This is a genomic window from Cupriavidus sp. 05T41, from assembly GCF_056396525.1.
In genome coordinates this window covers 24,984-51,962 of record NZ_JBFTLQ010000044.1, presented here as the reverse complement: position 1 = coordinate 51,962, position 26,979 = coordinate 24,984, and the positions used below count along the sequence as shown (strand labels likewise).

22 protein-coding genes are annotated in these 26,979 nt (G+C 67.5%); 7 read left to right on the top strand and 15 right to left on the bottom strand.

The features are described 5' to 3' along the window. Nucleotides 1–365: 365 nt before the first annotated feature. A complete protein-coding gene (locus AC1DKV_RS24245) occupies nucleotides 366–674 on the top strand; it encodes a hypothetical protein (protein WP_441616036.1) in 309 nt (102 codons plus the stop codon). Nucleotides 675–686: 12 nt separating this feature from the next. Here AC1DKV_RS24245 and pgeF read toward each other — a convergent pair whose 3' ends face one another. Next, nucleotides 687–1,481 (bottom strand): peptidoglycan editing factor PgeF, encoded by a 795-nt coding sequence (gene pgeF, locus AC1DKV_RS24240; protein ID WP_477138170.1) that lies wholly within the window; start codon nucleotides 1,479–1,481, stop codon nucleotides 687–689. Further along, nucleotides 1,471–2,688, bottom strand: coding sequence for an RluA family pseudouridine synthase (locus AC1DKV_RS24235; protein WP_477138169.1), 1,218 nt, complete (start codon nucleotides 2,686–2,688; stop codon nucleotides 1,471–1,473). The genes pgeF and AC1DKV_RS24235 overlap by 11 nt, the downstream gene beginning before the upstream one ends. Before the next feature lie 16 nt (nucleotides 2,689–2,704). Between AC1DKV_RS24235 and AC1DKV_RS24230 the strand changes: the two genes are divergently transcribed. Then, the gene (locus tag AC1DKV_RS24230; RefSeq protein ID WP_477138168.1) at nucleotides 2,705–3,535 is read left to right on the top strand and encodes an outer membrane protein assembly factor BamD; all 831 of its coding nucleotides are present in this window, start codon (nucleotides 2,705–2,707) and stop codon (nucleotides 3,533–3,535) included. A 71-nt stretch (nucleotides 3,536–3,606) separates the two neighbouring features. On the opposite strand, the gene AC1DKV_RS24225 is transcribed toward AC1DKV_RS24230, so the two are convergent. The 3 genes from AC1DKV_RS24225 to AC1DKV_RS24215 all read right to left on the bottom strand — a co-directional run bounded on the left by AC1DKV_RS24225 (nucleotide 3,607) and on the right by AC1DKV_RS24215 (nucleotide 6,930). Further along, nucleotides 3,607–5,814 carry an ATP-dependent DNA helicase gene (locus tag AC1DKV_RS24225; RefSeq protein ID WP_477138167.1) on the bottom strand — a complete coding sequence of 736 codons (2,208 nt, stop codon included), beginning with the start codon at nucleotides 5,812–5,814 and terminating at the stop codon, nucleotides 3,607–3,609. A gap of 67 nt (nucleotides 5,815–5,881) precedes the next feature. Continuing rightward, nucleotides 5,882–6,085 carry a DUF465 domain-containing protein gene (locus AC1DKV_RS24220; protein WP_477138166.1) on the bottom strand — a complete coding sequence of 68 codons (204 nt, stop codon included), beginning with the start codon at nucleotides 6,083–6,085 and terminating at the stop codon, nucleotides 5,882–5,884. Between the two features lie 125 nt (nucleotides 6,086–6,210). Beyond that, a complete protein-coding gene (locus AC1DKV_RS24215) occupies nucleotides 6,211–6,930 on the bottom strand; it encodes a hypothetical protein (RefSeq protein ID WP_441616047.1) in 720 nt (239 codons plus the stop codon). A 260-nt stretch (nucleotides 6,931–7,190) separates the two neighbouring features. Between AC1DKV_RS24215 and AC1DKV_RS24210 the strand changes: the two genes are divergently transcribed. Continuing rightward, nucleotides 7,191–9,542, top strand: coding sequence for a Tex family protein (locus tag AC1DKV_RS24210; protein ID WP_477138165.1), 2,352 nt, complete (start codon nucleotides 7,191–7,193; stop codon nucleotides 9,540–9,542). 11 nt (nucleotides 9,543–9,553) lie between these two features. On the opposite strand, the gene AC1DKV_RS24205 is transcribed toward AC1DKV_RS24210, so the two are convergent. From AC1DKV_RS24205 to AC1DKV_RS24160, 10 genes are all read right to left on the bottom strand, one after another. Further along, a complete protein-coding gene (locus tag AC1DKV_RS24205) occupies nucleotides 9,554–10,897 on the bottom strand; it encodes a type II toxin-antitoxin system HipA family toxin (protein WP_477138164.1) in 1,344 nt (447 codons plus the stop codon). 10 nt (nucleotides 10,898–10,907) lie between these two features. Then, a complete protein-coding gene (locus tag AC1DKV_RS24200; protein WP_477138163.1) occupies nucleotides 10,908–11,168 on the bottom strand; it encodes a helix-turn-helix domain-containing protein in 261 nt (86 codons plus the stop codon). Nucleotides 11,169–11,333: 165 nt separating this feature from the next. Next, nucleotides 11,334–13,232 (bottom strand): potassium transporter Kup, encoded by a 1,899-nt coding sequence (locus tag AC1DKV_RS24195; RefSeq protein WP_477138162.1) that lies wholly within the window; start codon nucleotides 13,230–13,232, stop codon nucleotides 11,334–11,336. A gap of 360 nt (nucleotides 13,233–13,592) precedes the next feature. Then, nucleotides 13,593–14,303: an ABC transporter ATP-binding protein gene (locus AC1DKV_RS24190; RefSeq protein WP_441616057.1), complete on the bottom strand. Its 711-nt coding sequence runs from the start codon at nucleotides 14,301–14,303 to the stop codon at nucleotides 13,593–13,595. Next, a complete protein-coding gene (locus AC1DKV_RS24185) occupies nucleotides 14,300–15,109 on the bottom strand; it encodes an ABC transporter ATP-binding protein (protein ID WP_441616059.1) in 810 nt (269 codons plus the stop codon). Before AC1DKV_RS24185 ends, AC1DKV_RS24190 begins: the two co-directional genes overlap by 4 nt. Then, a complete protein-coding gene (locus tag AC1DKV_RS24180; protein WP_477138177.1) occupies nucleotides 15,106–16,050 on the bottom strand; it encodes a branched-chain amino acid ABC transporter permease in 945 nt (314 codons plus the stop codon). The genes AC1DKV_RS24185 and AC1DKV_RS24180 overlap by 4 nt, the downstream gene beginning before the upstream one ends. An 87-nt stretch (nucleotides 16,051–16,137) precedes the next feature. Next, nucleotides 16,138–17,004, bottom strand: a complete 867-nt coding sequence (locus AC1DKV_RS24175) for a branched-chain amino acid ABC transporter permease (protein WP_477138161.1) — start codon at nucleotides 17,002–17,004, stop codon at nucleotides 16,138–16,140. Between the two features lie 146 nt (nucleotides 17,005–17,150). Continuing rightward, nucleotides 17,151–18,332 carry an ABC transporter substrate-binding protein gene (locus AC1DKV_RS24170; RefSeq protein WP_477138160.1) on the bottom strand — a complete coding sequence of 394 codons (1,182 nt, stop codon included), beginning with the start codon at nucleotides 18,330–18,332 and terminating at the stop codon, nucleotides 17,151–17,153. A gap of 154 nt (nucleotides 18,333–18,486) precedes the next feature. Next, the gene (locus AC1DKV_RS24165) at nucleotides 18,487–19,302 is read right to left on the bottom strand and encodes an alpha/beta fold hydrolase (protein ID WP_477138159.1); all 816 of its coding nucleotides are present in this window, start codon (nucleotides 19,300–19,302) and stop codon (nucleotides 18,487–18,489) included. A 127-nt stretch (nucleotides 19,303–19,429) separates the two neighbouring features. Next, on the bottom strand, nucleotides 19,430–21,079 hold the full coding sequence (locus AC1DKV_RS24160) for a benzoate-CoA ligase family protein (protein ID WP_477138158.1): 1,650 nt from the start codon (nucleotides 21,077–21,079) through the stop codon (nucleotides 19,430–19,432). Between the two features lie 225 nt (nucleotides 21,080–21,304). Between AC1DKV_RS24160 and AC1DKV_RS24155 the strand changes: the two genes are divergently transcribed. From AC1DKV_RS24155 to boxA, 4 genes are all read left to right on the top strand, one after another. After that, complete coding sequence (locus AC1DKV_RS24155; protein WP_477138157.1) at nucleotides 21,305–22,243, top strand: helix-turn-helix transcriptional regulator; 939 nt, start codon at nucleotides 21,305–21,307, stop codon at nucleotides 22,241–22,243. Between the two features lie 113 nt (nucleotides 22,244–22,356). Beyond that, the gene (gene boxC / locus AC1DKV_RS24150; protein ID WP_477138156.1) at nucleotides 22,357–24,048 is read left to right on the top strand and encodes a 2,3-epoxybenzoyl-CoA dihydrolase; all 1,692 of its coding nucleotides are present in this window, start codon (nucleotides 22,357–22,359) and stop codon (nucleotides 24,046–24,048) included. A 48-nt stretch (nucleotides 24,049–24,096) separates the two neighbouring features. Continuing rightward, nucleotides 24,097–25,533 (top strand): benzoyl-CoA 2,3-epoxidase subunit BoxB, encoded by a 1,437-nt coding sequence (boxB, locus tag AC1DKV_RS24145; RefSeq protein WP_477138155.1) that lies wholly within the window; start codon nucleotides 24,097–24,099, stop codon nucleotides 25,531–25,533. A gap of 95 nt (nucleotides 25,534–25,628) precedes the next feature. Continuing rightward, the gene (boxA, locus tag AC1DKV_RS24140) at nucleotides 25,629–26,876 is read left to right on the top strand and encodes a benzoyl-CoA 2,3-epoxidase subunit BoxA (protein WP_477138154.1); all 1,248 of its coding nucleotides are present in this window, start codon (nucleotides 25,629–25,631) and stop codon (nucleotides 26,874–26,876) included. Nucleotides 26,877–26,979: the final 103 nt, after the last annotated feature.

The following is a 26,979-nucleotide window of genomic DNA, read 5'->3' as shown; positions in this document are numbered from 1 at the left end:
TTGAAGGCTGGCCGGGCGCATGCCGCCACTGCGGACTGCCCCGCCGCCAGCCTCKAAACCGGCCCGCGCTGACGCCCTMGGCTGGTGACRCCATGCGGTATGCTTGCCGGACACGCCGCGCCGCCGACCGAAAGGTCCCGGCGAAGCCTGCGAATGCCTGCGAACTGACCTGCCTCGCAATACATTCGAGGCCATTGTTGCCTTGCAATGTTGTGCCTGTCAATGCGGAAAATTGCGCGGACCGGCGCCGCGGGCAAAATGCACCCTGCGCGCCCGGCGCCCATGCTGCGCGCCCCACCCGCACCTCGTGCCCGCCGCTCGCACCGGCCAAAGGGACGAGCTTGCCCGAGAAKGATGACGTTCTGATGTACATCGTTGCAATCGGCTGGATCTATGTGGTCCTGATGATGGCCATTACCGAGCACACCGTGGTCGCGGGCGTGGCCACCTTCGTCTTTTACGGCCTGGGGCCGGTCGCCATCCTGATGTACATCATGGGCACGCCGGGCCGCCGGCGGCGGCGCAAGGCCGAAGAAGCGAGACAAGAGCAGGCGGCAGTGCAAGCGCAGGCGCGGCCCACGCCGCCGGCTGGCGAGGCAGCGGAGGCAGCGGAGGCAGCAGCAGGCGCGGCGCCGCCCGCCAGCGCAGAGGGCCGCCCCGCTGCCCGCGAGTAAACCCGGCAGGCCTCAGGCGGCCAGCCAGACAAGGCTGGCCATGCGGCCGGTGACGCCGTCCCGGCGGTAGGAATAGAAGCGCTGCGCGTCGGTGACGGTGCAGGTATCGCCGCCATGCACGTCGGCGCAGCCGGCACGGGCCAGCCGGGTCCGGGCCAKGCCATAGATGTCGGCAAAGTATTTCCCGGGCGCGCCGGGACGGAAAGCCGCCTCGACGGCAGCCATCTCCTGCGGCAGTGCCGCGGCCAGGAAAGCCTGGCGCACTTCCGCCCCCACCTCGAACGCTTGCGGCCCGATGGCCGGCCCAAGCCACGCCAGCCACCGCGCCTGCGGTCCGGCCCGGGTGCTCATGCCTGCCAGCGTGGCCTCGATCACGCCCGCGCACAGCCCGCGCCAGCCGGCATGCGCCGCGCCCACCACGGTGCCGGCACGGTCGCATAGCAGCACCGGCAGGCAGTCGGCGGTCATCACAGCGCAAACGCGGCMCGGCGTCGTGGCGATGCTTGCGTCAGCCTTCGGCACCACGGCATCGCCGCCGGCGAATTCGTCCCCGCTCGCGACGGCGCAGCCATGCACCTGCTCCAGCCATGCCGGCGCGCTGGGCAGCCGCGCCGCCAGGCGCGCACGGTTGCCGGCCACGGCCGCGGGGTCGTCGCCCACATGCGTGCCCAGGTTCAGCCCGCCCTGGCTGCCGTCCGCCAGGCCATAGGGGCTGACGCTCAGGCCACCCTGGCGCGTGGTCGACAGCGCGCGCACGCGCGCGGGCGCCGGCCAGTCAGGCACCAGCCAGGCGGGGTCAGTCGTCATCGCCGTACACCCACACGCCGTCTTCGCCCTCCACCCAGCCATCGTCCTCATCGTCGGCATCGTCGCCTTCGAAGTCGAGGACGTCGATAAGCGCCTGCAGGTCGTCGGGCKGCGGCGCCTCCCACGAAATGTCCTTGCCCGTGACTGGGTGCACCAGCCCGAGCCGGAATGCGTGCAGGGCCTGACGGCCCAGCGGCACGGGCAGCGGCGCCTTGATGGCCGGACGCTGGCCGCGCCGCGTGGCGGCGCGGTGATAGACCGTGTCGCCGAGCAGCGGGTGGCCGATGGATTCGAAATGCACGCGGATCTGGTKKGTACGTCCGGTCTCGAGCTGGCACATGACCATGGAGACATTGCCGCGTCCAAGCGGCACCGTGCCCAGCGTGCGGAAATGCGTGCGCGAAGGCTTGCCGCTGTTGGTCAATACCACGCCCATGYGTGTGCGCTCGCGCGGATCGCGGCCGATCGGCGCGTCGATGGTGCCGGAGTCGGGCGTCGTGCCCCACACCAGCGCCAGGTAGCGGCGCTTGACGGTGCGCGCCTGCAACTGCCGCACCAGGTCCGTCTGCGCGGTCAGCGTGCGCGCCACCACCATCAGCCCCGTGGTTTCCTTGTCGAGCCGGTGGACGATGCCCGCACGCGGCAGTCCCACCKCCTCGGGATAGCGATGCAGCAGGCCGTTGAGCACGGTCCCGCTCCAGTTGCCGGCAGCCGGATGGACAACCAGGCCGGCGGACTTGTTGATGACCAGCAGCGTGGCGTCTTCGTACACCACGTCCAGTTCGACGTCTTCCGGCACGAAGGCGCGCGATTCGGGCGCGACCTGGGGCCGGACCTCGATGCGCTCGCCCATCTGCACGGCATCGCGCGAACGGCGCGCGGTGCCGTTGACCAGCACCGAGCCGCCTTCGATCCATTGCTGCAGGCGGCTGCGCGAGAAGCCGCTGAGATGGCGGGCCAGCAGCTTGTCGAGGCGCTCTCCATGTGAGGCACTATCGACATCGAACGACACCGGCTGCATTTCGGTCTCGATCGGCGACAGCTGCGCGCCGGCCGGCAGGCCGTCCAGCGCGGCCACGTCGACCAGGTCTTCGAGATCCTCCACCTCGTTCAAGGTGTCGGCAAGATCCTCGGCTTGCTGTGTGGGGCCCTTGGCCGCGGTTTCGGGCAAGGGGCTTGGGCTATAATGCTTGATGCTATTTTTCATCCGGGATACGTTGCCCATGCAATTGATGAGCATGAAGCGCGCCAGCTGGCGCGCAAGAATTGGAGCGATTCTGCTCGCAGGCGGCTGCGTCATGCTGTCGGCATGCGGCCTGCTGTCGGATCAACCAGACKAGACTGCCGGCTGGTCGGCTAACAAATTATATTSTGAAGCCAAGGAAGCCCTCGATTCAGGTGACTTTACCCGCGCAGTCAAGCTGTACGAAAAGCTCGAAAGCCGCTACCCGTTCGGCCGTTTCGCGCAGCAGGCACAGATCGATACCGCCTATGCCAACTACAAGGATGGCGAGACCGCCGCGGCACTGGCTTCGGTCGATCGCTTCATCCAGCTGCACCCKAGCCACCCGAATATCGATTACGCCTACTACCTCAAGGGCCTGATCAACTTCAACGACAACCTGGGATGGCTGGGCCGCTTTTCCGGCCAGGATCTCAGCGAGCGCGACCCGAAGGCCGCGCGCGCCGCGTATGACGCGTTCAACACACTGGTCTCGCGCTTCCCGGAAAGCAAGTACACGCCCGACGCCGCGGCACGCATGCAGTACATCGTGAATTCGCTGGCACAGCATGAGGTCCATGCGGCACGCTACTACTACCGCCKCGGCGCCTACCTGGCCGCCGCCAACCGGGCCCAGCAGGCKCTCAAGGACTATGACGGCGCGCCGGCCAACGAGGAAGCGCTGTACATCATGATCCGCTCGTACGATTCGCTGGGCATGAAGGATCTGCGCGACGACACCGCCCGCGTGATGGAAAAGAACTTCCCKAACAGCGATTACATCAAGTACGGCGAGCGCCGCAAGGACAAGTCCTGGTGGGAAGTGTTCTGAAAGTCAGCCACCCGGCCGCAAAAAAGCCCGATTCCGATCGGGCTTTTTTATTTTCGTTGTCCCCGCCGGCCTCAGTCGGCGGGTGATGCATCGCCGTCACCGGCGCCGACCGCGTCTTCCACSGCCTGCGCGGGCTCGCCGCCATTGCGCAGCGTTTCCAGGAAATGGATCACCGTCTCGGCCTCGCGCGTGCGCTTGAACGGCGGCAGGCTTTGCCAGATTTGGCGGCCATAGGGCTTCTCCACCAGCCGCGTGTCGCAGATCACCAGCACGCCGCGATCCGTCTCCGAGCGGATCAGGCGCCCCGCGCCCTGCTTCAGCGTGATCACCGCGTGTGGCAGCTGATGCACGGCAAACGGACTCAGGCCCTTCTTCTGCAGCACYTCCATCCGSGCGGCCAGCACCGGATCGTCGGGTGGCGCAAACGGCAGCTTGTCGATGATCACCAGCGATAGCGCCTCGCCACGCACATCCACCCCCTCCCAGAAACTCTGGCTGCCAACCAGCACGGCATTGCCCAGTTCGCGGAAACGGTCGAGCAATTCGGTGCGGCTGGCCTGGCCCTGCACCAGCAGCGGCAGTTCGAGGCCACGCTCGGCGAAGGCGTCATAGAGCAGGTCCGAAGCACGCTGTACCGCGCGCAGCGTGGTACAGAGCAGGAAGGCCCGCCCTCCGGCCGCCTCGATCAGCGGCAGCGCGGCCTGCACCACGGCGTCGGTGAACTGCGGCGACTGCGGCGCCGGGAGATMGCGCGGCACGTAGAGCAGGCCCTGCTCCGCATAGTCGAAGGGGCTGGGCAGGGTCAGCGATTTGTCCTTGTCCAGGCCGAGCTGCGCGGCGTAATGGCTGAAATTGCCCTTCACCGACAGCGTAGCCGAGGTGAAGACCCAGGCCCGCGGATGCCCTTCGCGCTGGCGAGTGAAGATCGGCGCGATCGACAAGGGCGTGCGGTGCAGCTGCACGGTATGGGAGAACACCTCCACCMAGCGCACCGTGTCCGGCCCGAAGGCGGCTTCCGGCGCGGCAGCGGTTGCAGCCTCGTCGCCGGCCGGCGCGGGTTTCGGCGCGGCCTTGGCCTCGCTGCGCCAGGCAGCCAGGCGCTGCTCCAGCTCCACCGCGCGCCGATGGCACTGTTCGAGCGATTCGGCGCGCTCGGCCTGGCTCTCGAGCAAGGCCACGAATTCCCCCAGCGCGGCTTCCAGCGCGTCCAGCGTTTCGAAGAACGGCTTGCTGATGCGGGGGTCGGCCTCGATCTGGCTGACCGCCAGGCGCGCATTGTCCTTGGTGAAGGCCAGCCGCAGGTCGCGCGCGGCGCGCTCCAGCGGCGCGGCAATGCGCACCCAGTCGGCCGCGTCCCGCGCGTGCGAGAGGCCCTCGGCCACGGTGTCGCGCGCGATCTCCAGCAACTGGCTGGTCGACAGACTCTCGCCGAAGAACAGCGTGGCGGTTTCGGGCAGCTGATGGGCTTCGTCGAAGATCACCGTGTTGGCCGCCGGCAGCAACTCGGCCATGCCGGTATCGCGCAGCACCACATCGGCAAAGAACAGGTGATGGTTGACCACCACCATGTCCGCCTGTTGCGCCTCCTTGCGGGCACGCATGACGAAGCACTCTTTGTAGTTCGGGCACTCCGTGCCAAGGCAGTTGTCGCGCGTCGAGGTGACGAGCTGCCAGACCGGCGCATTCTCCGGCACCGAGGCCAGTTCGGCCTTGTCGCCCGAAGCGGTGACCTTGGCGAAGCGCGCGATCTCGCGCAGCCACGCCGCGTCCTGGCGCGATGCCAGCCGGCCCTGGGCCTCGGCGCGTTCCAGATGGTAGTGGCAGAGGTAGTTGGCCCGCCCCTTGAGCAGGGCGACCGACACGGGCACATTGAGCGCCCGCCGCACGGTGGGAATGTCGCGCAGGAAGAGCTGGTCCTGCAGGTTCTTGGTGCCGGTCGAAAGGATCACCTTGCCGCCCCACAGCATGGCGGGCACCAGGTAGGCAAAGGTCTTGCCGGTGCCCGTGCCGGCCTCGACGATGACGGTGTCGCTGGTTTCGATCGCACCTGCCACGGCCGCGGCCATGCGCTCCTGCGCATCGCGCGGACGATAGCCCTCGATGGCCTGCGCCAGCGTGCCGGTCTTGGCGAAGATGGTGGCAAGCTGGGCCGCCTGGGCGGCCGCGTTGCCGGCAGGCACGGCGGCGCCGGTGCCGCTGGCGGCACCGCCGTGCGCGTCGCTCGGCGCGGGCGTCAGGGCGKCKGCCGGCGCGTCTGGAATGTCTTCGGAAGCAGGCAAGGCAAGGCTTTCTGGCGAGCCGGCTCAGCGCCGGCCCGGGGATGAGAGGAATGGCAAGGTGATCAGGTCAGGCCGGCACGTCCRGCTCGAGCTGCAACTGGAGCAGCGTGATCGCATCCTTGAGCTTGAGACGGCGCTTTTTCAGGCGCCGCATCTGCAGTTCGTCATGGGTGGCGTCAGCCGCCATGCGGTCGATCAGGTAGTCGAGATCGCGATGTTCGATCTGCAACTCCATGATCTGTCGCTCCAGGGTATTCAGATTGCGGTCCATGGGCTCCCCCGCTCAATGCCGGCGCTGGCGCCGGCGGGCCGGCATGGTGTCGGGCACCGGCTGTTGTCGCCAATCAGGCTATTGTCGCCGGTATTGCCCCCGGCCGTGGGCGCGGCTCGCACCGCTCAGAAACCGAAGGGCCGCGGCGCGGACGCCGGCCCTTGCTGCTCCTTGGCCTTGGCGCGACGCTCGTCGACATCCTTCTGCCGTTGTTCGGCGTCGTGCTGCTTGGCCTCGAAGGCCTTTACGTTCTCTTGCCGCTGCTGCGCCTTCTGCGCGCCCTGCTCCTGCGCTTGCCTGACGCGGGCATCGAAGTCGGCCTGCTTCTTGTCATAGGCCTGCGCATTGGCTGCGCGCTGCGGGGCGCCCGCCTGGTGCTCGGCGTCGCGCAGCTGCTGCTCCTGCTGCTTGCGCTCGAAGCTCGCGCGGCTGGCCTGCTCGTTGGCCTGGCGCTTGGGTTGATCGGCCTCGTATTCGGCACGCCGGATGGCCTGTTCGCGATCGCGCTCGACCGCCTTGAACGCGCGCTCCGCATCGCCCACCTCGAGCTCGCGCTTGCGCAGCACCTGCAGTTCCGCGCGCTGCACGTCCTTGGCCTTGTCCACGCAGTGCGTGACGAAGAACTTGGCGTAGCAATCGTGCGCCGCCTGGCCGTAGCGGTAGTTGGTCCAGTCGCGCGAATCGTTGATGGCCTTGCGCTCGGCGGCGAAGTCCCGGGGCGGCGCCTGCGGCGCTGCAGCTTCGGCGGCAGGCGCAGCACTCTGCGCGGCGCCCGGCACCGGCGCCAGCAAGGCTGCCGCGCTGGCAACCAGCAGGATGAAGTGAGCCCGCAGCGAGCGAGGCATGCGGGTCGCCGCGCGGGTAGCGCGAAGGGCTGGGAACGCGGGCGCGCAAGCGGCCGGATGTGGCTTGACGATCATGCCCCGATTCTAACATCCGGCCTGCTTGTTGCCCCACTGGGGCCGCACCGGGGCCGCACCCGGGCCGCATTGATATCACGCCGGCCGCATGCCGGCGTGGCGGCACCACGCCGGCTTGCGCGCACCGCGTCTCGCCGCGTCGCGCTTGTGGCAAAATGCCCCGCTTTCGACTGACTGTTTTCCTGATGTCCAAACTGCCAGCTTCCGTCACGCAAAAGATCGTGTCGCTCATCGCGGCCGAACTGTCCGTCCAGCCCCGCCAGGTKGCGGCGGCCGTTGAACTGCTCGACGAAGGCGCGACCGTGCCTTTTATCGCCCGCTACCGCAAGGAAGTGACCGGCAACCTGGACGACACGCATCTGCGTACGCTGGAAGAGCGCCTGCTCTACCTGCGCGAGATGGAAGAGCGCCGCGCCGCCATCCTGGCCTCCATCGAGGAACAGGGCAAGCTCACGCCCGAGCTGCGCGCCGCCATCGAAGGCGCCGAGACCAAGCAGACGCTGGAAGACCTCTACCTGCCCTACAAGCCCAAGCGCCGCACGCGCGCCCAGATCGCACGCGAATGCGGGCTGGAGCCGCTGGCCCAGGCGCTGCTGGCCGACCCCACGCTGGATCCGCAGGCCGAGGCCGCCAAATACGTCAACGGCAACCCCACCGCCGACGGCGGCGTGCCCGACGTCAAGGCCGCGCTGGACGGCGCGCGCGACATCCTCTCCGAGCAGTTCGGCGAGACCGCCGAGTTGCTCGGCAAGCTGCGCGAGCACCTGTGKAGCAACGGCCTGGTCAGTTCTTCCGTGATGGAAGGCAAGGAAAACGCCGAAGAAGAAAAATTCCGCGACTACTACCAGTACAGCGAAACCATCCGCACCGTGCCGTCGCACCGCGCGCTGGCGCTGTTCCGTGGCCGCAATGCCGGCGTGCTGATGGTCAAGCTGGGCCTCGGCGAAGAACAGGACGCGCTGGTGCCGCATCCGTGCGAAGGCATGATCGCGCGCCATTTCGGCATCCAGAACCAGAACCGCCCGGCCGACAAGTGGCTCGGCGACGTCTGCCGCTGGTGCTGGCGCGTCAAGGTGCAGCCGCACCTGGAAACCGAACTGCTGACGCAGGTGCGCGAGAGCGCCGAGAACGAGGCCATCAAGGTGTTCGGCCGCAACCTGCATGAACTGTTGCTGGCCGCGCCGGCGGGCCCGAAGTCCGTGATGGGCATCGACCCGGGTATCCGCACCGGCTGCAAGATCGCCGTKGTCGACACCACCGGCAAGCTGATCGACACCGCCACCATCTACCCGCACGAGCCGCGCCGCGACTGGAACGGCTCGCTCGCCACGCTGGCGCGCCTGGCCCGCCAGCACAACGTGATGCTGGTCTCGATCGGCAACGGCACCGCCAGCCGCGAGACCGACAAGCTGGTGCAGGACCTCATGAAGCAATTGCCCGAAGCCAAGCTGACCAAGATCGTGGTCAGCGAGGCAGGCGCTTCGGTCTACTCGGCATCCGAGCTGGCGGCCAAGGAATTCCCCGACCTCGACGTGTCGATCCGCGGCGCGGTCTCGATCGCGCGCCGCCTGCAAGACCCGCTGGCGGAACTGGTGAAGATCGACCCCAAGTCGATTGGCGTGGGCCAGTACCAGCATGACGTCAACCAGCGCGAGCTGGCGCGCGCGCTGGACGCCGTGGTCGAGGATTGCGTGAACGCCGTGGGCGTGGACGTCAACACCGCCTCGGCCCCGCTGCTGGCGCGCGTGTCGGGCCTGAACACGGTGCTGGCGCGCAATATCGTCGACTACCGTGACGCCAACGGCGCCTTCCCCAACCGCGATGCCCTCAAGAAGGTGCCGCGCCTGGGCGACAAGACCTTCGAGCAGGCCGCCGGCTTCCTGCGCGTCAACGATGGCGACAACCCGCTGGACCGTTCCTCGGTCCACCCCGAAGCCTACCCGGTGGTCACGCGCATCCTCGAACACATCAAGAAGGGCCTGCCCGACGTGATGGGCAACCGCGAAGCCTTGCGCGGCCTGTCGCCGACGGCTTTCACCGACGAGACCTTCGGCCTGCCGACGGTGCGCGACATCCTGTCCGAGCTGGAAAAGCCCGGCCGCGATCCGCGCCCCGAGTTCAAGACCGCCACCTTCCAGGACGGCGTGGAAGACATCAAGGACCTGCAGCCGGGCATGGTGCTCGAAGGCGTGGTCACCAACGTGGCCGCCTTCGGCGCGTTCGTCGATATCGGCGTGCACCAGGATGGCCTGGTCCACATCTCGGCGCTGTCCACCAAGTTCATCAAGGATGCGCACGAGGCGGTCAAGGCCGGCCAGATCGTCAAGGTCAAGGTGATGGAGGTGGACGTCAAGCGCAACCGGATCGGGCTGAGCATGCGGCTCGACGACGAACCCGGCCAGGGCCCGGCGCGTGCCGGCCAGGGCGAGCGCGGCAACGCGCCGCGCCAGGGCCAGAACAAGGGCGCTGGCGGCGGACGCCGGGAAGCCGAGCCGAGCGGCGCGATGGCGGCCGCCTTCGCCAAGCTCAAGCGCTGAAAGGCGGGGGGCTACCGCCCCCCTCGCTTGCCCATCAGGCCGGACCGTCCGATCACGGTCCCCGTCTTGTGCGCCGGCTCCGGGTCAGAGAAACCGGCCGCCTCGATGGCMGGCGACAGTTGCCGCAAGCCGGCATTCCTGCGCGCGCTGCGCAGCGACTCCATGCCGTCGTTCCACGCGTGCAGCATCTGCTTGGCCACGTCTCGCCATTGCGGCTCGTTGCGCGACGCCGCGATGAGTTCATGGCCGACCGCCACCGCCGAATCGCACAACGCCTCGACCATGGCCGCATAGCGGCGCGGCGCGATGCCCATGCGTGTGTTCAGCAACCGCTCCAGCGCCTTGCCTGCCGCCCAGGTCTTGCGTCCGTCGATGAAGAGTCCGGGCGGGTTGCTGGCGTAGCGCGGGTAGGCCTGGGTCGTGACGATGTCGTAGACCGGGGTGAACCTCACATCGTCCACGCCCGAGTAGTACAGCGCGATGTTCTTCGCGTGGCAATCGGCATTGCGCACCACATAGTTGACCAGCAGATGCCAGGCCAGGTGTTCCATCTGTGCCTGCAAGGCATCGCGCGCCAGGTAGKAGCGGGCCGCCGCCAGCACCTTCTCCGTGGTGGCAGCGTACTTCTCGTGCGGCGGCAAGCCGAGCAGGCCGCACATGTCTTCCACGCCGTACACCGGCAGGCCCGCTTCATCCACGTCGAAACGCTCGACCACCAGCGCGCGGCCATCGTCCGACATGCGCGTGGCGGCCACCGGCACCACGCCCAGGCGCTCGAGCACGCGCATCGAATGGAACTCGTTGAAACCGAGGAACGGCGTGCTGTCGTCCGATCCCTTGACGATATAGCGGCTGGTGCGCAAGGTGGGCTTGCCAAGCGGCATCGCCTCCTCGTCACGCGCGTCCGGCGCGATGAATTTCGGCACCGCGCCGGAAATGGCCGCGCGGGCATATTCCCTGACCAGGGCCGCGAAATGCGCTTCGGTGTTGTCACCGTGCAGGATACGCTGCACGTCCAGCCCCTGCAGTTCCGTGCCGGGCGCCACGCCCTCCGGCGTGACCGTGACGCGGCCGATGCCCATGGCACCCACCACCGCCAGCAGCGACAGATCGGTGCCGTCGAGCAAAGGCCCGAACTGCTCGCGGATCAGGTTGAGCAGGAAGCCCTCGGGCAGGTTCTGGCGAAAGAAGGGATGCAGGTCGCGCGGCCAGCGCCAGGGCTCTTCGCGCACCGGCATGGCAAGCGAGACGAAGTCTTGCGGCTGTGCCTGCGCGAGATACTTGAGCACGTATTCGTCGCGCTCGCGGTAGAGCGTGGCGACGCGCCGCCGCATGACATGGACATCGAGCCTCATGGCAGCACCCTCATTGCGGCGTCTCGCGCTGCTCGGCCAGGATGTCGTCGAGGGTGCGGCCGTGGCCATGCCTGACCACCTTGAGGTCGTAGCCGGCCGATTCGAGCAGCCTGACCAGCGCGKAGACGCTCATATCGCCGCGGGCGAGGGTTTCCATGCGGGCGACGGTAGTGCGTGCCACCCCGGCGCGGTCGGCCAGTTCCTGCTGGGACAGGCCGGCTTMGCGGCGGACCTCGCGAAGCATCTCGCCGACATCGGCCATGGTTGTCATTCTGTAGCCCCCGAGCATCAAAACAGTTCGAAAACCGTTTTATTGTAGCCGGTGGGCGACAAAATAAAAGGTCAATCCTGATGCCTTCGGGCTACAAAATTGGCGGAAAGCCCGTATTCTGTAGCCCATGGGCATCAAATGCCGGGCTCCTGGCGCCGAACCGGATCAGATCTCTACCTTCGTCCMCAGCTCCACCACCCGATTGGCCGGGATCTGGAAGAAGTCAGACGGCTTGGCGCCGTTCTGATGCATCCAGGCAAACAGGCTTTCGCGCCACATCGACATGCCCGGCAGCTTCGAGGGAATCACCGATTCGCGGGCGATGAAGAAGGAAGTTTCCATCAACTCKAATTRCATATTGAGCTTGCGCTGCGCGAGATCCAGCACGCGCTGCACGTCCGGGGTCTCCTTGAAGCCGTAYTTGGACTTGAGGAYRAASACGCCGCCGCCSAGATCCTTGCAGRTCAGGCGRTGRTCGTCRTCCACGAAGGGGATGTCGCGCGTGACAAAGCTCAGGAACACCACGCGCTCGTGCAGCACGCGGTTGTGCTTGAGATTGTGCAGCAGCGAAACCGGCACCGATTCGGTATTGCCGGTCAGGAACACGGCCGTGCCTTCGACGCGATGTGGCGGATGCGCCAGCAGCCCGCCGATGAACGGCTCGAGCGGGATGCCGTCTTCCAGGCTGCGGGCGCGCAGCAGCTTGCGGCCGCTGTGCCAGGTCATCAGCAGGAAGAAGGCGGTGCCGCCCATCAGCAGCGGGAACCAGCCGCCTTCGGCGACCTTGAGCAGGTTGGCCGCGAAGAAAGCCAGGTCGACCAGCAGGAAGGTCAGTCCGATCACCGTCACCAGGACGGGGTTCCACTTMCACACATTGCGCATCACCACGGCGGCCAGGAAGGTGGTGATMACCATCGTGGTMGTCACCGCGATGCCGTAGGCGGCGGCAAGGTTCTCCGACTTCTTGAATGCCAGCACCACGGCCACGACCAGGACCAGCAGGATCCAGTTGATCACCGGCAGGTAGATCTGGCCGATCTCGGCGGCGGAGGTGTAGCGGATGCGCATGCGCGGCACGAAACCAAGCTGGATKGCCTGGCTGGTCAGCGAGAATGCGCCCGAGATGACGGCCTGCGAGGCGATCACGGTGGCGCAGGTGGCCAGCAACACCATCGGCAGCAGCAGTGGCTCCGGGACGATCAGGTAGAAGGGATTCTGGATGGCCGCCGGGTTCTGCAGGAGCATCGCGCCCTGGCCGAAATAGTTGAGCATCAGGCAAGGCATCACCAGCACGAACCAGCCCAAGCTGATCGGGCGCCTGCCGAAATGCCCCATGTCCACATACAGGGCTTCMGCGCCGGTCAGCACCAGGAACACCGAGCCCAGCACCACGAAGGCCTGCAGCGAATGCTCCGTCAGGAAGCGCACGCCATAGAGCGGGTTGACGGCCAGCAGGACCGACGGCACGCCCACCAGGTTATACAGGCCAAGCGCGCCCAGGGCCAAGAACCAGACGATCATGATCGGCCCGAACAGCTTGCCCACCGCGCTGGTGCCGCTGCGCTGGATCATGAACAGCGCCACCAGGATCACCAGCGTGATCGGGATKACGAAATGCGACAGGCCTGGCGCCGCGATCTCCAGCCCCTCCACCGCGGAAAGCACGGAAATGGCGGGGGTGATGACCGCATCGCCATAGAACATGCAGGCGCCGAAGATGCCCAGCATCATCAGCATCTTGKCCGTCCTGGAGCGTGGCGCAGCCGTGCGCAGGGCCAGCGCCATCAGCGCCAGCACGCCGCCTTCGCCATCGTTGTCGGCCCGCATGACGAACATCACGTACTTGATGGACACCACGATGGTCATGGCCCAGAACAGCATCGAGATGATGCCCAGTACCGCGTCTGCGCTGAAGGGAATGCCGTGCTCGGCGCTGAAGCACTCTTTGAGCGAGTACAGCGGGCTGGTACCGATATCGCCAAAGACGACGCCGATCGCGCCGATCACCAGTGCACGCTTGCTAGGGCTTTCGACGAAATAATGACTGGTTGCGGTCTGGGTCATGGATATGGGTCTGGTTGAAAGGCTCGCGCAACGCTTCCGGCGCCTGGCCGGACCGCCATGACTGGCGGAACTGGCAAAGCGGCCGAAACAGGCGAAACGGGCGAAACGTGCGAAACGGGCAACAGAACCCCGTCACGCTATTGCATTGCACAAACGCGCGCCATTCTAGATGAAGTGCCGGGAGACGACCACTGGGGAGCATCCTGCCTTGAGAACCTGCCTCGAGCCGGTGACTGGTCAAGCATGCGAGGGAAGCCCCGCCCGGTCAAGCGCTTGCGCGCGCCAGCGCACCAATTCCTGGCAGGGCCGCGCGGGCATGCCGTTGCTGCGTCGCCACAAAACATGCCTCTTAATCCACATCTATACGCCGAGGTAGCGGTCCAGCACGCCTGGCTGCGCGGACAGCTCCGCCGCGGGCCCGTTCATGACCACCAGGCCCTTCTCCAGCACCACCACGCGGTCGGCATTGGCCAGCACGGTGCGGAAGTTGCGGTCCACCACGACCGAGGCGATGCCGGTAGCGCGCACGGTGGCGATCACCTGCCAGATTTCCGCCACGATGCGCGGTGCCAGGCCCTCGGTGGCTTCGTCGAGGATCAGGCAGTCGGGATTGGTCATGAGCGCGCGGCCGATCGAAAGCATCTGCTGCTCGCCGCCGGACAACTGCTGCCCACCGTGAGCGAGGCGCTCCTTGAGGCGGGGGAACAGATCAAGCACCCTGGCCTCGTCCCAGTCGAGCCGGCCGGACGGTCCCTTGCGGGCCGCCATCACCAGGTTCTCGCGCACCGAGAGATTGGGGAAGATACCGCGCCCCTCGGGCACGTAGGCCACCCCCAGCCGCGCCACCTCATACGGCTGGGCACGCGAGACATCGCGCCCGCCGGCGAAGACGGTGCCCTGGCGCTGCCGCACATGCCCGAGCAGGGTCCGCAGCAGCGTGCTCTTGCCCATGCCGTTGCGGCCGAGCAAGCCCACCGTTTCGCCCTTGCCGACGCTGAAATCGATGCCGCGCAGGACATGGCTGCTGCCGTACCAGGCGTTCACGCCGGTGGCTGCGATCATTTCGCTCATGCTGCCTGCTCCTTGCATGCCGCGCGCTGCTGCCCGCCTGCGTGGGCTCCCCCGTGGTCGTCCTCTTCCCCCAGGTATGCCTGTTGCACCTCCCGGTTGACGCGGATCGCGTCCGGCTCGCCGGAGGCGATCACGGTGCCGTTGACCATCACCGTGATCCGGTCGGCGACCGAGAACACCGCTTCCATGTCATGCTCGACGAGCAGCACCGCGTGGCCGTCGCGCAGCGAGCGCAGCAGTGCCAGCATGCGCGCCGACTCCTCCGCGCCCATGCCCGCCAGCGGCTCGTCCAGCAACAGCACGGTGGGCTGCGTGGCCAGGCACATGGCCACCTCCAGCTGGCGCTTCTGGCCGTGTGACAAGGCGGCGGCCAAGGTATCGGCACAGCCGGCCAGGCCGGCGCAATCCATCGCCTCGTCGCCCAGCGCCCGGCTGGTGCGGCAGCGCTGCGCGCCCTCCCACAGGCGCCATGCGCGCTGGGCGCGCGACTGCGCCGCGAGKCGGCAGTTCTCGCGCACCGTCAGCGGCAGGAAGATATTGTTGCGCTGGTAGCTGCGGCCAATGCCCTCGCGCGCCAGCCGCGGCTGCGCCCACCCGGTCACATCGCGCCCCTGCAGCCGCAGGGTGCCCGAGGACGGCGGCAGCTCGCCGGAAAGCATATTGATCAGCGTGGACTTGCCAGCGCCGTTGGTGCCGATCACGGCGTGGATCTCATGCAGGGCGAGGTCGATATCCACGTCGCCCACTGCCGTGAGTCCGCCGAAGCGGCGCGTCAGCTTGCGGGCCGACAAGACCGGTGCGTTCATCGCGATTCTCCTTGGCGGCGGCGCGCGAACACGCGCGCCAGGCTGATCAGCCCGTGCGGCAGCAAGGCCACCGCCACGATGATGAAGCCGCCCATCAGCAATTGCCAGTGCTTGGTCAGCGTGCTKAACCATTCCGCCAGCAAGACGAAGGAAAAGGCGCMCAGTACCGCGCCGGCCAGGCTGCCCGCCCCGCCCAGGATCACCATCAGCATGGCATTGCCAGACTGGTGCCAGGATGCGATTTCCGGGTTGACGAAGCCATACTGGATCGCATACAGGTAGCCTGCCAGCCCGGCGAAGGTCCCGGCCACCACGAAGGCGCCGAGCTGGTAGCGGTAGGTGGCATAGCCCGCCGCGCGCATGCGCTGCTCGTTGTGCCGGATGCCSACCAGCGCGTGGCCGAAGCGCGAGCGCAGCAACAGCGCCAGCMCCGCCACCGTCAGCACCAGCGCGCCGAGCACCAGCCAGTAGAAATGCGCGACGTCGTTGACGTCGAACGGACGCGCGCCCAGCAGATCGAACTCGGGCCGGAAATAGATATAGGTGCCGTCGCTGCCGCCTGCGATCTTGGTGTCGTGGAACACGAAGAACACCATCTGGGCGAAGGCCAGCGTGACCATGATGAAATAGATGCCGCGCGTGCGCAGCACCAGCGCGCCCACCACCAGCGCCAGCGCCGCCGCCGCGCCGAGCGCGCCTAGCAGCAGCAGCCAGCCGTTGCCGGGACCGGCCTGCGGCGCCAGTATCGCGGTAGCGTAGGCCGCCACCGCGAAATAGGCCGCGTGTCCCAGGCTGACCAGCCCGGTGTAGCCGATCAGCAGCTGCAGCGACAGCGCGAAGATCGCCATGATCATGACCTTGCTGAGCAGCTCGATATAGAAGCGCTGCCCTTCCGCGCCCAGCAGCAGCGGCATCACGGCCAGCGCCGCGAACACCGCCATCCAGCCCAGCCCGCCGCGCCAGGGCACGGCCCCGGCACGCACGCGCGGCGCGCCATCCAGTGCATTGATATCGCTCGGCATATCTTCCTACCCCGCCTTGAACAAGCCCTGGGGTTTCCAGAGCAGGATGAGTGCCATCAGCAGGTAGACCAGCACGCCCGAGGCCTCCTGCCAGAACACCTTGCCGAAGGTATCGACGAAACCCAGCAGCAGCGACGCCACCATGGCGCCCTTGACAGAGCCGATGCCGCCGATCACCACCACCACGAAGCACACGATCAGCACGTGGCCGCCCATGCCCGGGTAGACCGAGGACACCGGCGCGGCGATCATGCCGGCCAGCACCGCCAGCGCCACGCCKAGCGCGAACACGAACCGGTACAGCACCGTCACGTTGATGCCGAGCGACTGCACCATCTCCCGGTTGGTGGCGCCGGCGCGGATCATCATGCCCAGGCGCGTGCGACGGATCACCACGTACATGGCGGCCGCCACCAGCAKGCAGATCGCCGAGATGAACAGGCGATAGACCGGATAGGTCATGTCGTTGCCGATCGGCAGCGCCCAGTCGAGGATGGGCGGCACGGTGACACCGTGGACGTCGTCGTCCACCAGGATGCTGCGCATTTCCTCGAAGACCAGGATCAGGCCGTAGGTCATCAGCACCTGCTGCAGGTGCTCGCGCTGATAGAGATAGCTGAAGAACACCCACTCAAGCACATAGCCGAATGCTACCGCCAGCACGATGCCCAGCGGGATGGCGACCAGCAGGTTGCCGGTCAGCCCGGCCAGCGTGAAGGCCAGGTAGGCGCCCAGCATGTAGAAGCTGCCATGGGCGAGGTTGATCACGCCCATGATGCCGAAGATCAGCGTCAGGCCGCTCGCCACGAGGAAGAGCAGCAAGCCGTACTGGATGCTGTTAAGGCACTGTATGAAGAAGGAAACGATATCCATGGATGCCCATGCGCCAAAGCGGCAACGCAGTTGCGGTATGCGACCGCGCCGTCCCGCGGCTGGCGCGGGGACGCGGCGCGGAGGAACTGACTTTGGCCCGCCACCGCGCGATCGGCGGGCCGCGGCGGTCAGCCGCCATCAGCCGCTCAGAGGCGGCAGCCGCGCGCCGGATCGGCCAGCGCCTTCACGGCGATGCCGCCGATCTTGTTCTCGCGGCCATCGACCTTGCGCAGGTAGAAGTCCTGCACCGGGTTATGCGCCTTCGACAGCGTAAAGGAGCCGCGCGGGCTGTCCACCCGGGTCTGCTCCATCGCCTTGATCACCTCGGCCTTCTTGCCCATGTYGCCCTTGACCGCGTTCGCCCCCGCGGCCAGCAGCTGGGCGGCGTCGTAGCCTTGCACCGCGTAGACGTCCGGCTGCAGCTTGTAGGTCTTGGCGTAGCCCAGGCGGAAGCTCTGGTCGCGCGGGTTGGCCAGGCCGTCGGCGTAGTGCAGCGTGGTTTCCAGGCCCTGCGCGGCCGGGCCCTGCGCCTCCAGCGTGCCGTCGGTGAGGAACCCMGAAGCGTACAGCGGGATCTTGTCCTTGAGGCCAGCCGCGGCCCAGTCCTTGACGAACTTCACGGCGCCGCCGCCGGCGAAGAACACGAACACGGCGTCCGGCTTGATCGACGCCACCTCGGTGATCAGCGCCTGGAACTCGACATTGGKGAACGGCAGGCTCAGCTCCTTCACCACCTTGCCGCCCTTGGCCTCGAAGGCCTCCTTGAAGCCCTTGACCGACTGCTCCCCGGCCGCGTACTTCCATGTCAGCGTGACCACCTTCTTCATGCCGCGATCGGCGAGCACATGGCCCATGGCATAGCCGGGCTGCCAGTTCGAGAACGAGGAGCGGAAGATGTTCGGGCCGCACAGCGGGCCGGTGGCTTCGTCCACGCCCGCGTTGGGAATGATCAGCAGCGTGTTGTTTTCCTTGGCCACCTTGACGATGCCCATCTGCACGCCCGAATGCACGGTGCCCACCACCACGTCGACCTGGTCGCGCTTGATCAGCTTGGTGGCATTCTCCGGCGCCTTGGCCGGATCGGACTCGTCGTCGACCTTGAAGTATTCGATTTCCCGGCCGCCGAGCTTGCCGCCCTGCTCCTGCACATACATCTTGAAGCCGTTCTCGATGGCATTGCCGAGCGACGCGTAGGTGCCCGTGTAGGGCAGCATGAACCCGACCTTGATCTTGCCGGTGCCCTGGGCGGCAGCGCCGCCGGCGAAGGCAAGGGATGCCGCGATGGCAAGGCAAGCGGGGGCCAGCCCGCGCGATGTAAAGCGATGCATGGATGTCTCCTCTGGTGGTCAAGCCGACTTCCGTCGCCGTGGCATGCATCGCCCKCCGGCAGGCTCCGCACCGTGACGGCCAGGCGTGCGCCGCAAAGGCGCCACGGATGACCGCAATGGCAGGAAACGCAGGCTGACGCGCAGGGGCGCGAAATTATTTTAGGTATGAAGTATGTGTCGTTATAAACCGGACTGCCGCCTGCGTCAACGGGTCCGGCTGGTCGCGATGTGGCGAGTGCCCGCACCGCGMGAGTTTAAGCAGCACGGTTTGCGGCGCATATCGATGGATACCCTCGATCTGTTCCATGGTCCCGTACTCGTCGTCCTCGCCCTGCACCGCCAGTACCGGGCAGCGCAGTTGTGCCAGCAGCGGGCGCAGGTCGAAGGCGCGGAAGGYGGGGTCGAGCCAGATGTCGTTCCAGCCCCAGAAGGCCGAATCCACATCGTCGTGGTAGCGCGCCAGCTTGCTGCGCAGGTCGGTCTGCAGGTAGGCCTCGCGCGTGGCCTGGATGCTGGTGACCGAGATGTCTTCCACGATGATGTGCGGCGCCAGCACGGTGATGCCATCCACCGCCTGGGGGAAGCTGGCCGCATGGATCAGCGCGATCGAGCCGCCGTCGCTATGGCCGAACAGCCAKGGCGCGCCCTGGCCGCGGCCAGGCCCGATGTCCAGCGCATCGAACAGCGCAGGCAAGGCCTCGCGCGCCTGGCGGTGCATGAAATCGACGCCCCACTTTTCCTCGGCCGGGCGCGGCGTCGCGCGGCCGTAGCCGTAGCGCGAGATCACGAGGCCGCGAAAATCGCCGGCCTCGCAGAGCGTGGCGGGATAGTCGCGCCACAAACCKACCGAACCGAGGCCTTCGTGCAGGAAGACCAGCAGCGGGCGTTCGCGCCGTTCGGGCCTGAGCCACTGCACCTCCACCCGGATACGGCGGCCGTCGAAGGGAATCTCAACCAACTCGCTTTGCATGCATCTGCCTGTTGTTGCTGTCTTGTCGCTGTCTCGTCGCTGTCTCGTCGCTGTCTCGTCGCTGTCTCGTCGCTGTCTCGTCGCTGTCTCGTCGCTGTCCTTGCCTTGCGCTGCCGATCCCGGCCCGTCAGCCCGCATCGGCCGGCGCCGGGCGGGTGGCTTCGGCGGCGCCGGCGGCTTCTTCGCGCTGGCGCAGGCKGAAGCGCTGGATTTTGCCGGTGGCGGTCTTCGGCAGCTCCGCCACGCACTCGATCTGGCGCGGGTATTTGTAGGGCGCCAGGCGCGACTTGACGAAGGCTTGCAGCTCCGCGGCCATCCCCTCGTGCCAGGGCTGGCCCGGCCGCGGCACGACGAAGGCCTTCGGCTTGACCAGCCCGTCGGCATCGCTCACGCCGATCACCGCGGCTTCGAGTATCGCCGGATGCTGGGCCAGCACGGCCTCCACCTCGAACGGCGAGACATAGATGCCGCCTACCTTGAGCATGTCGTCGCTGCGCCCCGCGTAGATGAAATAGCCATCGGCGTCCTGCAGGTACTTGTCGCCGCTGCGCGTCCATTCGCCCACGAAGGTGTCGCGGCTCTTGTCGCGGTTGCCCCAGTACATCAGCGCGGCGCTGGGTCCCTTGATGAAGAGGTCGCCGATCTCGCCCGGCGCGCACGGATGGCCCGCCTCGTCGAGCAGCTTGACCTCGTAGCCCGGGACCGGCTTGCCGGTGGTCCCGTAGCGCACCTCGCCGGGCCGGTTCGAGAGGAAAATGTGGAGCATCTCCGTCGAGCCGATGCCGTCGAGGATGTCGCAGCCGAAATGCGCCAGGAAGCGGTCGCCGATATCCCTGGGCAGCGCCTCGCCCGCCGAGGTACACACGCGCAGCGAGACCTGCGCGCGCGGCGGCAGCTCGGCCGCCGCCAGCATGCCGGCGTAGAGCGTGGGCACGCCGCAGAACACGGTCGGGCGCTGCTCGCACAGGCGGCGGAACACGGCCTGCGGCGTGGGCCGCTCGGCCATCAGCACGGTGGTGGCGCCCACGGAAAGCGGAAAGGTGAGCGCATTGCCAAGCCCATAGGCGAAGAACAGCTTGGCCGCCGAAAACACCACGTCGTCCTCGCGCAGGCCCAGCACCTGGCGCGCATAGAGATCGGCCGTATGGAACAGGTTGCCGTGGGTATGCACCGTGCCCTTCGGGCGTCCGGTGGAGCCGGATGAATAGAGCCAGAAGGCAATGTCGTCCTGGCGGGTGGCGGCCGCCTCGGCCAGGGCGATGCCCTGCTCCGCCATGCCGGCCACGCTCGGCGCGGCACGGTCATCATCGGCATCGGGCGCGGCGAGGACAAATGCKGGCGCGCAGCCCGCCCTGGCGGCGGCTTGGCGCAGCACGCCCGCCAGTGGCGCCGAAACCACCACGGCGCGCGCGCCGCTGTGCTCCAGCATATAGGCGTAGTCGTCGACGGTCAGCAACGTATTGACGGCCACCGGCACCACGCCGGCCAGCAGGCAGCCGAGGAACGCCGTGGGGAAATCGATGGTGTCGAGCGCGCACAGCAGCAAGCGCTCCTCCGGGCGTATGCCGCTGGCCAGCAGGGCCGACGCGAAGCGGCGGCAACGCTGCTMGAGTGCCGCSAAGCTCAGCGTACCGGTGTCGTCTATATAGGCGGTCTTGGCGCCGCGGCCGGCGGCAAGGTTGCGGCCGAGCAGGTCGGCTGCCGCGTTGTAGCGGGCCGGCAGCGCGGCCACGGCTGCTCCGGCCGGCGGTTGCGGGGATGCAACTGGGGGCGTCATGTCTCCACTCCTCGGTGCCGTTCCCGGGATGCGCATGGCGCCCGGGGATACGAAGTCGGTTTTTTTCGGCAGCGTGCTTGTCTGCTTCTTTTGACAATGCATTTTATTGCATATCGACTATTATGCAAGCAGAGAAATGCACTATATGACACGAGTAATGTGTCGCTTATAATCGCCACCCCGCCGCAACCGGCGGCCTTCCATCATCTCCTTTGCCGCCCCGCCATGCGCCGCGATCCTGACCCCCTGCTGGCCCCCGACCCCGCCGGCGCCCRCCACCCCGGCGAGCGCGACCCCTACCTGACCCAGCTGGGCGAGCGCATCCGCTCGCTGCGCGCTGCGCGCGGCATGTCGCGCAAGGACCTGGCGCGCGGCGCCGAGGTGTCGGAGCGCTACCTGGCGAACCTGGAAACCGGCACCGGCAACGCGTCTGTGCTGCTCCTGCGCCAGGTCGCGCGCGCGCTCGACGTGCCGCTGCCGGTGGTGCTGGCCGAGATCGACAACCGCCATGCACAGGACGGCCAGCCGGCCGCCGAGTTCKCGCAGWTGGTGCAATGGCTGGCGCAACTGCCCGCGGGCGACCTGGCGCGCGTGCGCGAAGCCTGCCGCCACGCGCTGGCGCCATCCGAATCGCACGATGCGCGCCACCGCCGCATCACCCTGATCGGCCTGCGCGGCGCGGGCAAATCCACGCTGGGACGCGCCCTGGCCGAGGCCATGGAAGTGCCCTTCGTGGAACTCAACGGCGCCATCGAACAGGAAGCCGGCGCCAGCCTGGCGGAAATCCACTCGCTCTATGGCCAGGCCGCGTACCGCCGCTATGAAATGCGCGCGCTGGAACGCGTGCTGCGCGACAACGACCGCATGGTGCTCGCCACGCCTGGCAGCCTGGTCTCCGAGCCGTCGACGTTCAACCTGCTGCTGGCGCGCTGCTACACCGTGTGGGTAAGAACCTCGGCCGAGGAACACATGGCGCGCGTGGTGGCGCAGGGCGATATGCGGCCGATGGAAGGCAACCGCGAAGCCATGGCCGACCTGCGCCGCATCCTGCAGGCCCGCACGCCACTCTATTCCCGCGCCGACCTGACGATCGACACCAGCGGCCAGGATCCGGCCGCGTCCCTGCAAACGCTGCGCGCGCAACTCCGGCTGATMGGCGCCTGAGCATGCGCGTGCGCGGCCGGCCTAAGGCTGACCCGGGATTGCGCCGTGCGTCTCAATGCACTATATTTCATCGCACAAGGTGATMAAAAATATAATGCATACAGGAGACCACGATGTCCGACACCGCTGCGTCCGCATCCCCATCCGGTGACCAGGCAACACCGGTCACGTTCGAACGCGACCCGGCCCAGTATCGCCACTGGAAACTGACCTTCGACGGCCCGGTCGCCACGCTCGCCATGGACGTGGACGAGAACGCCGGGCTGCGCCCCGGCTACGCCTTAAAGCTGAATTCCTACGACCTCGGCGTCGACATCGAACTGCACGATGCCCTGCAGCGCATCCGCTTCGAACACCCCGAGGTGCGCACGGTGGTGCTCACCAGCGCGAAGGACCGCATCTTCTGCTCCGGCGCCAATATCTTCATGCTCGGCAAGTCGTCCCATGCGTGGAAGGTGAATTTCTGCAAGTTCACCAACGAGACCCGCAACGGCATCGAGGACGCCAGCCGCCACTCCGGCCTGAAGTTCATCGCCGCCTGCAATGGCACCACCGCGGGCGGCGGCTACGAGCTGGCGCTGGCCTGCGACGAGATCGTGCTGGTGGACGACCGTGCCTCGGCCGTCAGCCTGCCGGAGGTGCCGCTGCTGGGCGTGCTGCCCGGTACCGGCGGCCTGACGCGCGTCACCGACAAGCGCCGGGTGCGGCGCGATCATGCCGACATCTTCTGCACCACCACCGAAGGGGTGCGCGGGCAACGCGCGCGCGACTGGAAGCTGGTCGATGAAGTGGTCAAGCCGGCCCGCTTCGCCGAATACGTGCAGCAGCGCGCCCTGGCGCTCGCCGCCGGCAGCGACCGGCCCGCGAACCAGCGCGGCGTGCGGCTCACGCCGCTCTCGCGCAGCCAGGATGCCCACGGCTATCGCTACGACACCGTGCAGGTCCACCTGKACCCCGCCGCCYGCAAGGTKACGCTGACCGTGGCCGGGCCCGGCAAAYACCAGCCGCAGACGATCGAAGCCATCGTCGCCGCGGGGGCCGACTGGTGGCCGCTGAAGATGGCGCGCGAACTGGACGACGCCATCCTCACGCTGCGCGCCAACCACCTGGACCTTGGCATCTGGATCCTCAAGACCGAAGGCGACCCGCGCCAGGTGCTGGCCAGCGACGCCCTGCTGGCGGCGCATGCCGGGCACTGGTTCGTGCGCGAGACCATCGGCATGCTGCGACGCACGCTGGCGCGCCTGGACGTCACCTCGCGCAGCCTGTTCGCCCTGATCGAGCCGGATTCCTGCTTTGCCGGCACATTGCTGGAGCTGGCGCTGGCCGCCGATCGCAGCTACATGCTGCATTTGCCCGACGCGCCCGACGACGCGCCGCGCCTGTTTGCCAGCGCCGCCAACTTCGGCAGCTATCCGATGCCCAACGGCCTCACGCGCCTGGCCGCGCGCTTCTACCAGGACGAAGCCGCCATCGAAGCCGTGCGCAGCCATGCCGGCGCGCCGCTCGACGCGCTCAGCGCGGCCTCGCTCGGGCTGGTCACCGCCACCCCGGACGACATCGACTGGGAAGACGAGATCCGCATCGCCATCGAGGAACGCGCAAGCCTGTCGCCCGATGCGCTGACCGGGCTCGAGGCCAACCTGCGCTTCGGCCCGGTGGAAACCATGGCGACCCGCGTCTTTGGCCGCCTGACGGCATGGCAGAACTGGATCTTCAACCGCCCCAACGCGGTCGGCGAGCAAGGCGCCCTCAAGGTATTCGGCACCGGCAACAAGGCCCGCTTCGACMGCGAGCGCGTGTAGGCCCGCACAGACATTACAAGCCGGCTCGCACAAGAAGCCGGCGCAGACATGGAGACCCCCGTGAGCATCGACTACAGCCAGAAGATCCSCAACAACGTCAACCTGTCCGACGACCGCGCCCTGCAGCGCGCACTMGAACACTGGCAACCGGCCTTTCTCGACTGGTKGCGCGACATGGGGCCGGAAGGCTCGCATCAGCACGACGTCTACCTGCGCACGGCCGTATCGGTGGATCCTGCGGGCTGGGCGCATTTCGAGCACGTCAAGATGCCGGACTACCGCTGGGGCATCTTCCTGCAGCCTGCGGACCCGGGGCGCCGCATCCATTTCGGCGAGCACAAGGGCGAGGCGGCCTGGCAGGAAGTCCCGGGCGAGCACCGCGCCAACCTGCGCCGCATCATCGTCACCCAGGGCGATACCGAGCCGGCCTCGGTGGAGCAGCAGCGTCACCTCGGCATGACCTGCCCTTCGCTCTACGACCTGCGCAACCTGTTCCAGGTCAATGTGGAGGAAGGGCGCCACCTGTGGGCCATGGTTTACCTGCTGCACCGCCATTTCGGCCGCGATGGCCGCGAAGAAGCCGAGGCCCTGCTGGGCCGCCGCTCCGGCGACGAAGACAACCCGCGCATCCTGGGCGCCTTCAACGAGCGCACCCCCGACTGGCTGGCCTTCTTCATGTTCACGTACTTCACCGACCGCGACGGCAAGTTCCAGCTATGCGCGCTGGCCGAGTCGAGCTTCGACCCGCTGGCGCGCACCACGCGCTTCATGCTGACCGAGGAGGCCCACCATATGTTCGTGGGCGAATCGGGTGTCTCGCGCGTGATCCAGCGCACCTGCGAAGTCATGCGCGAGCGCGATATCCGCGATCCGGCCGACGTGCGCGCCGCCGGCGTGATCGACCTGCAGACCATCCAGCGCTACCTCAACTTCCACTACAGCGTGACGATCGACCTGTTCGGCGCGGACCAGTCGTCCAACGCCGCCACCTTCTACAGCGCCGGGCTCAAGGGCCGCTTCGAGGAGGGCAAGCGCGACGACGACCATGTGCTGAAGAACGATGTCTACCGCATCCTCGACGTCAGGGACGGCCGCCTGGGCGAGCGCGAGGTGCCCATGCTCAACGCACTCAACGAAGTGCTGCGCGATGACTACATCAAGGATTCCGTGGGCGGCATCGCGCGCTGGAACAAGGTGATCGAGAAGCACGGCATCGATTTCCGCCTGACCGTGCCGCACAAGGCCTTCAACCGCAAGATCGGCAGCTTCGCCAATGTCCATGTGTCGCCGTCCGGCGAACTGCTGACCGAGGCGCAATGGCAGGCCCGCGAGCGTGAATGGCTGGCCACGGAAGAAGACCGCGCCTTCGTGGCCTCGCTGATGGGGCGCGTGACCGAGCCCGGCAGGTACGCCAACTGGATCGCGCCGCCGATGGTGGGCGTCAACCGCCAGCCGGCGGACTTCGAGTACGTGCGCTTCAACTGACGGACCGGGCGAYGACCCGGCCGGCGGTACAGGAAACGGGCGGTGCAGCGGCGGCAGCAGACCGGCCGCCGCCGCCAAACCGAGAGAGACAAGAGATGGGCGCCCCCGACATCATCAAGCAGCACCTGATCGACCCCGAGATCTGCATACGCTGCAATACCTGCGAAGACACCTGCCCGATCGACGCGATCACCCACGACGACCGCAACTACGTGGTCAGGGCCGACGTATGCAACGGCTGCGGCGCCTGCCTGCCGCCCTGCCCGACCGGCGCCATCGACAACTGGCGTTTGCTGCCCAAGCGTGACGCCTATCCCGTCGAAGCCCAGCTGCTGTGGGATGAACTGCCGGCAAGCGTCCCGTTGCCGGCGGACCTGGGCGCCCCCGCGGAGCCGGACGGGCCCGCGCCAGATGGCGTGCCGGTGGCGCCACCGGAGGCGCTGGCGCAGCAGGTAGAGACCAGCCGCCACGCCTCGCCGAGGGCGCCGTGGTCGGCCGCGCATCCCTATGTGAACCTGCACGGCGTGCGCGCGCCGGTCGCGGCTGTCGTGGCCGGCAATTACCGCCTGACCGCCGAGGACGCTTCCAGCGACGTCCACCACATCGTGCTGGATTTCGGGCAGCACTTTTTCCCCGTGCTCGAAGGCCAGGCCATCGGCATCGTGCCGCCCGGCACCGATGCGTCCGGCAAGCCGCACTACATCCGCATGTATTCCATCGCCAGCCCCCGCGACGGCGAGCGGCCCGGCTACAACAACCTGGCGCTCACCGTGAAGCGCGTGCTGCAGGATCACGAAGGGCGTCCGGTAGCCGGCGTGGCGTCAAACTTCCTGTGCGACCTGGCGCGTGGCGACGAAGTGCGCGTGGTGGGCCCGTTCGGCAGCACCTTCCTGATGCCGAACCACCGCGAAGCCAGCGTGATGATGATCTGCACCGGCACCGGCTCGGCCCCGATGCGCGCCATGACCGAGCGGATGCGCCGCAACCTGGACCATTTCGCCGGCCAGCGCATGCTGTTCTTCGGCGCGCGCAATGCGCGCGAATTGCCGTACTTCGGCCCGCTGATGAAGTTGCCGCCGAGCTTTCTCGATATCCATTTCGCCTTTTCGCGCGATCCMGGCCAGCCCCGCCGCTATGTGCAGGACGCCATCCGCGAGGCCAGCGCGCGCGTGTGCGAGTTGCTCAACGACCCGCACGGCCATGTCTACATCTGCGGGCTCAAGGGCATGGAGGAAGGCGTGCTGAACGCGTTCGCGCACGCCTGCGCCGCCACCGGCCTGCCCTGGMCGGAGCTGGAGGCGGCCATGAAGGCGGAGGGCCGCCTGCATATCGAGACCTATTGAGCGAATGACAGGGTACGCAAGAKACGCAGGGACCACGCCGGGACTTCCCGGGAGATTATCCGCAAGGTGTTGTTTAGTGCTTCCCTTGCGAAACGTGGCGCCT

Excerpts from the sequence above, each read along its gene's own strand:
- AC1DKV_RS24190 (WP_441616057.1), bottom strand. The coding sequence starts at position 14,303 with ATGAGCGAAATGATCGCAGCCACCGGCGTGAACGCCTGGTACGGCAGC.
- AC1DKV_RS24215 (WP_441616047.1), bottom strand. The coding sequence starts at position 6,930 with ATGCCTCGCTCGCTGCGGGCTCACTTCATCCTGCTGGTTGCCAGCGCG.
- AC1DKV_RS24245 (WP_441616036.1), top strand. The coding sequence starts at position 366 with ATGTACATCGTTGCAATCGGCTGGATCTATGTGGTCCTGATGATGGCC.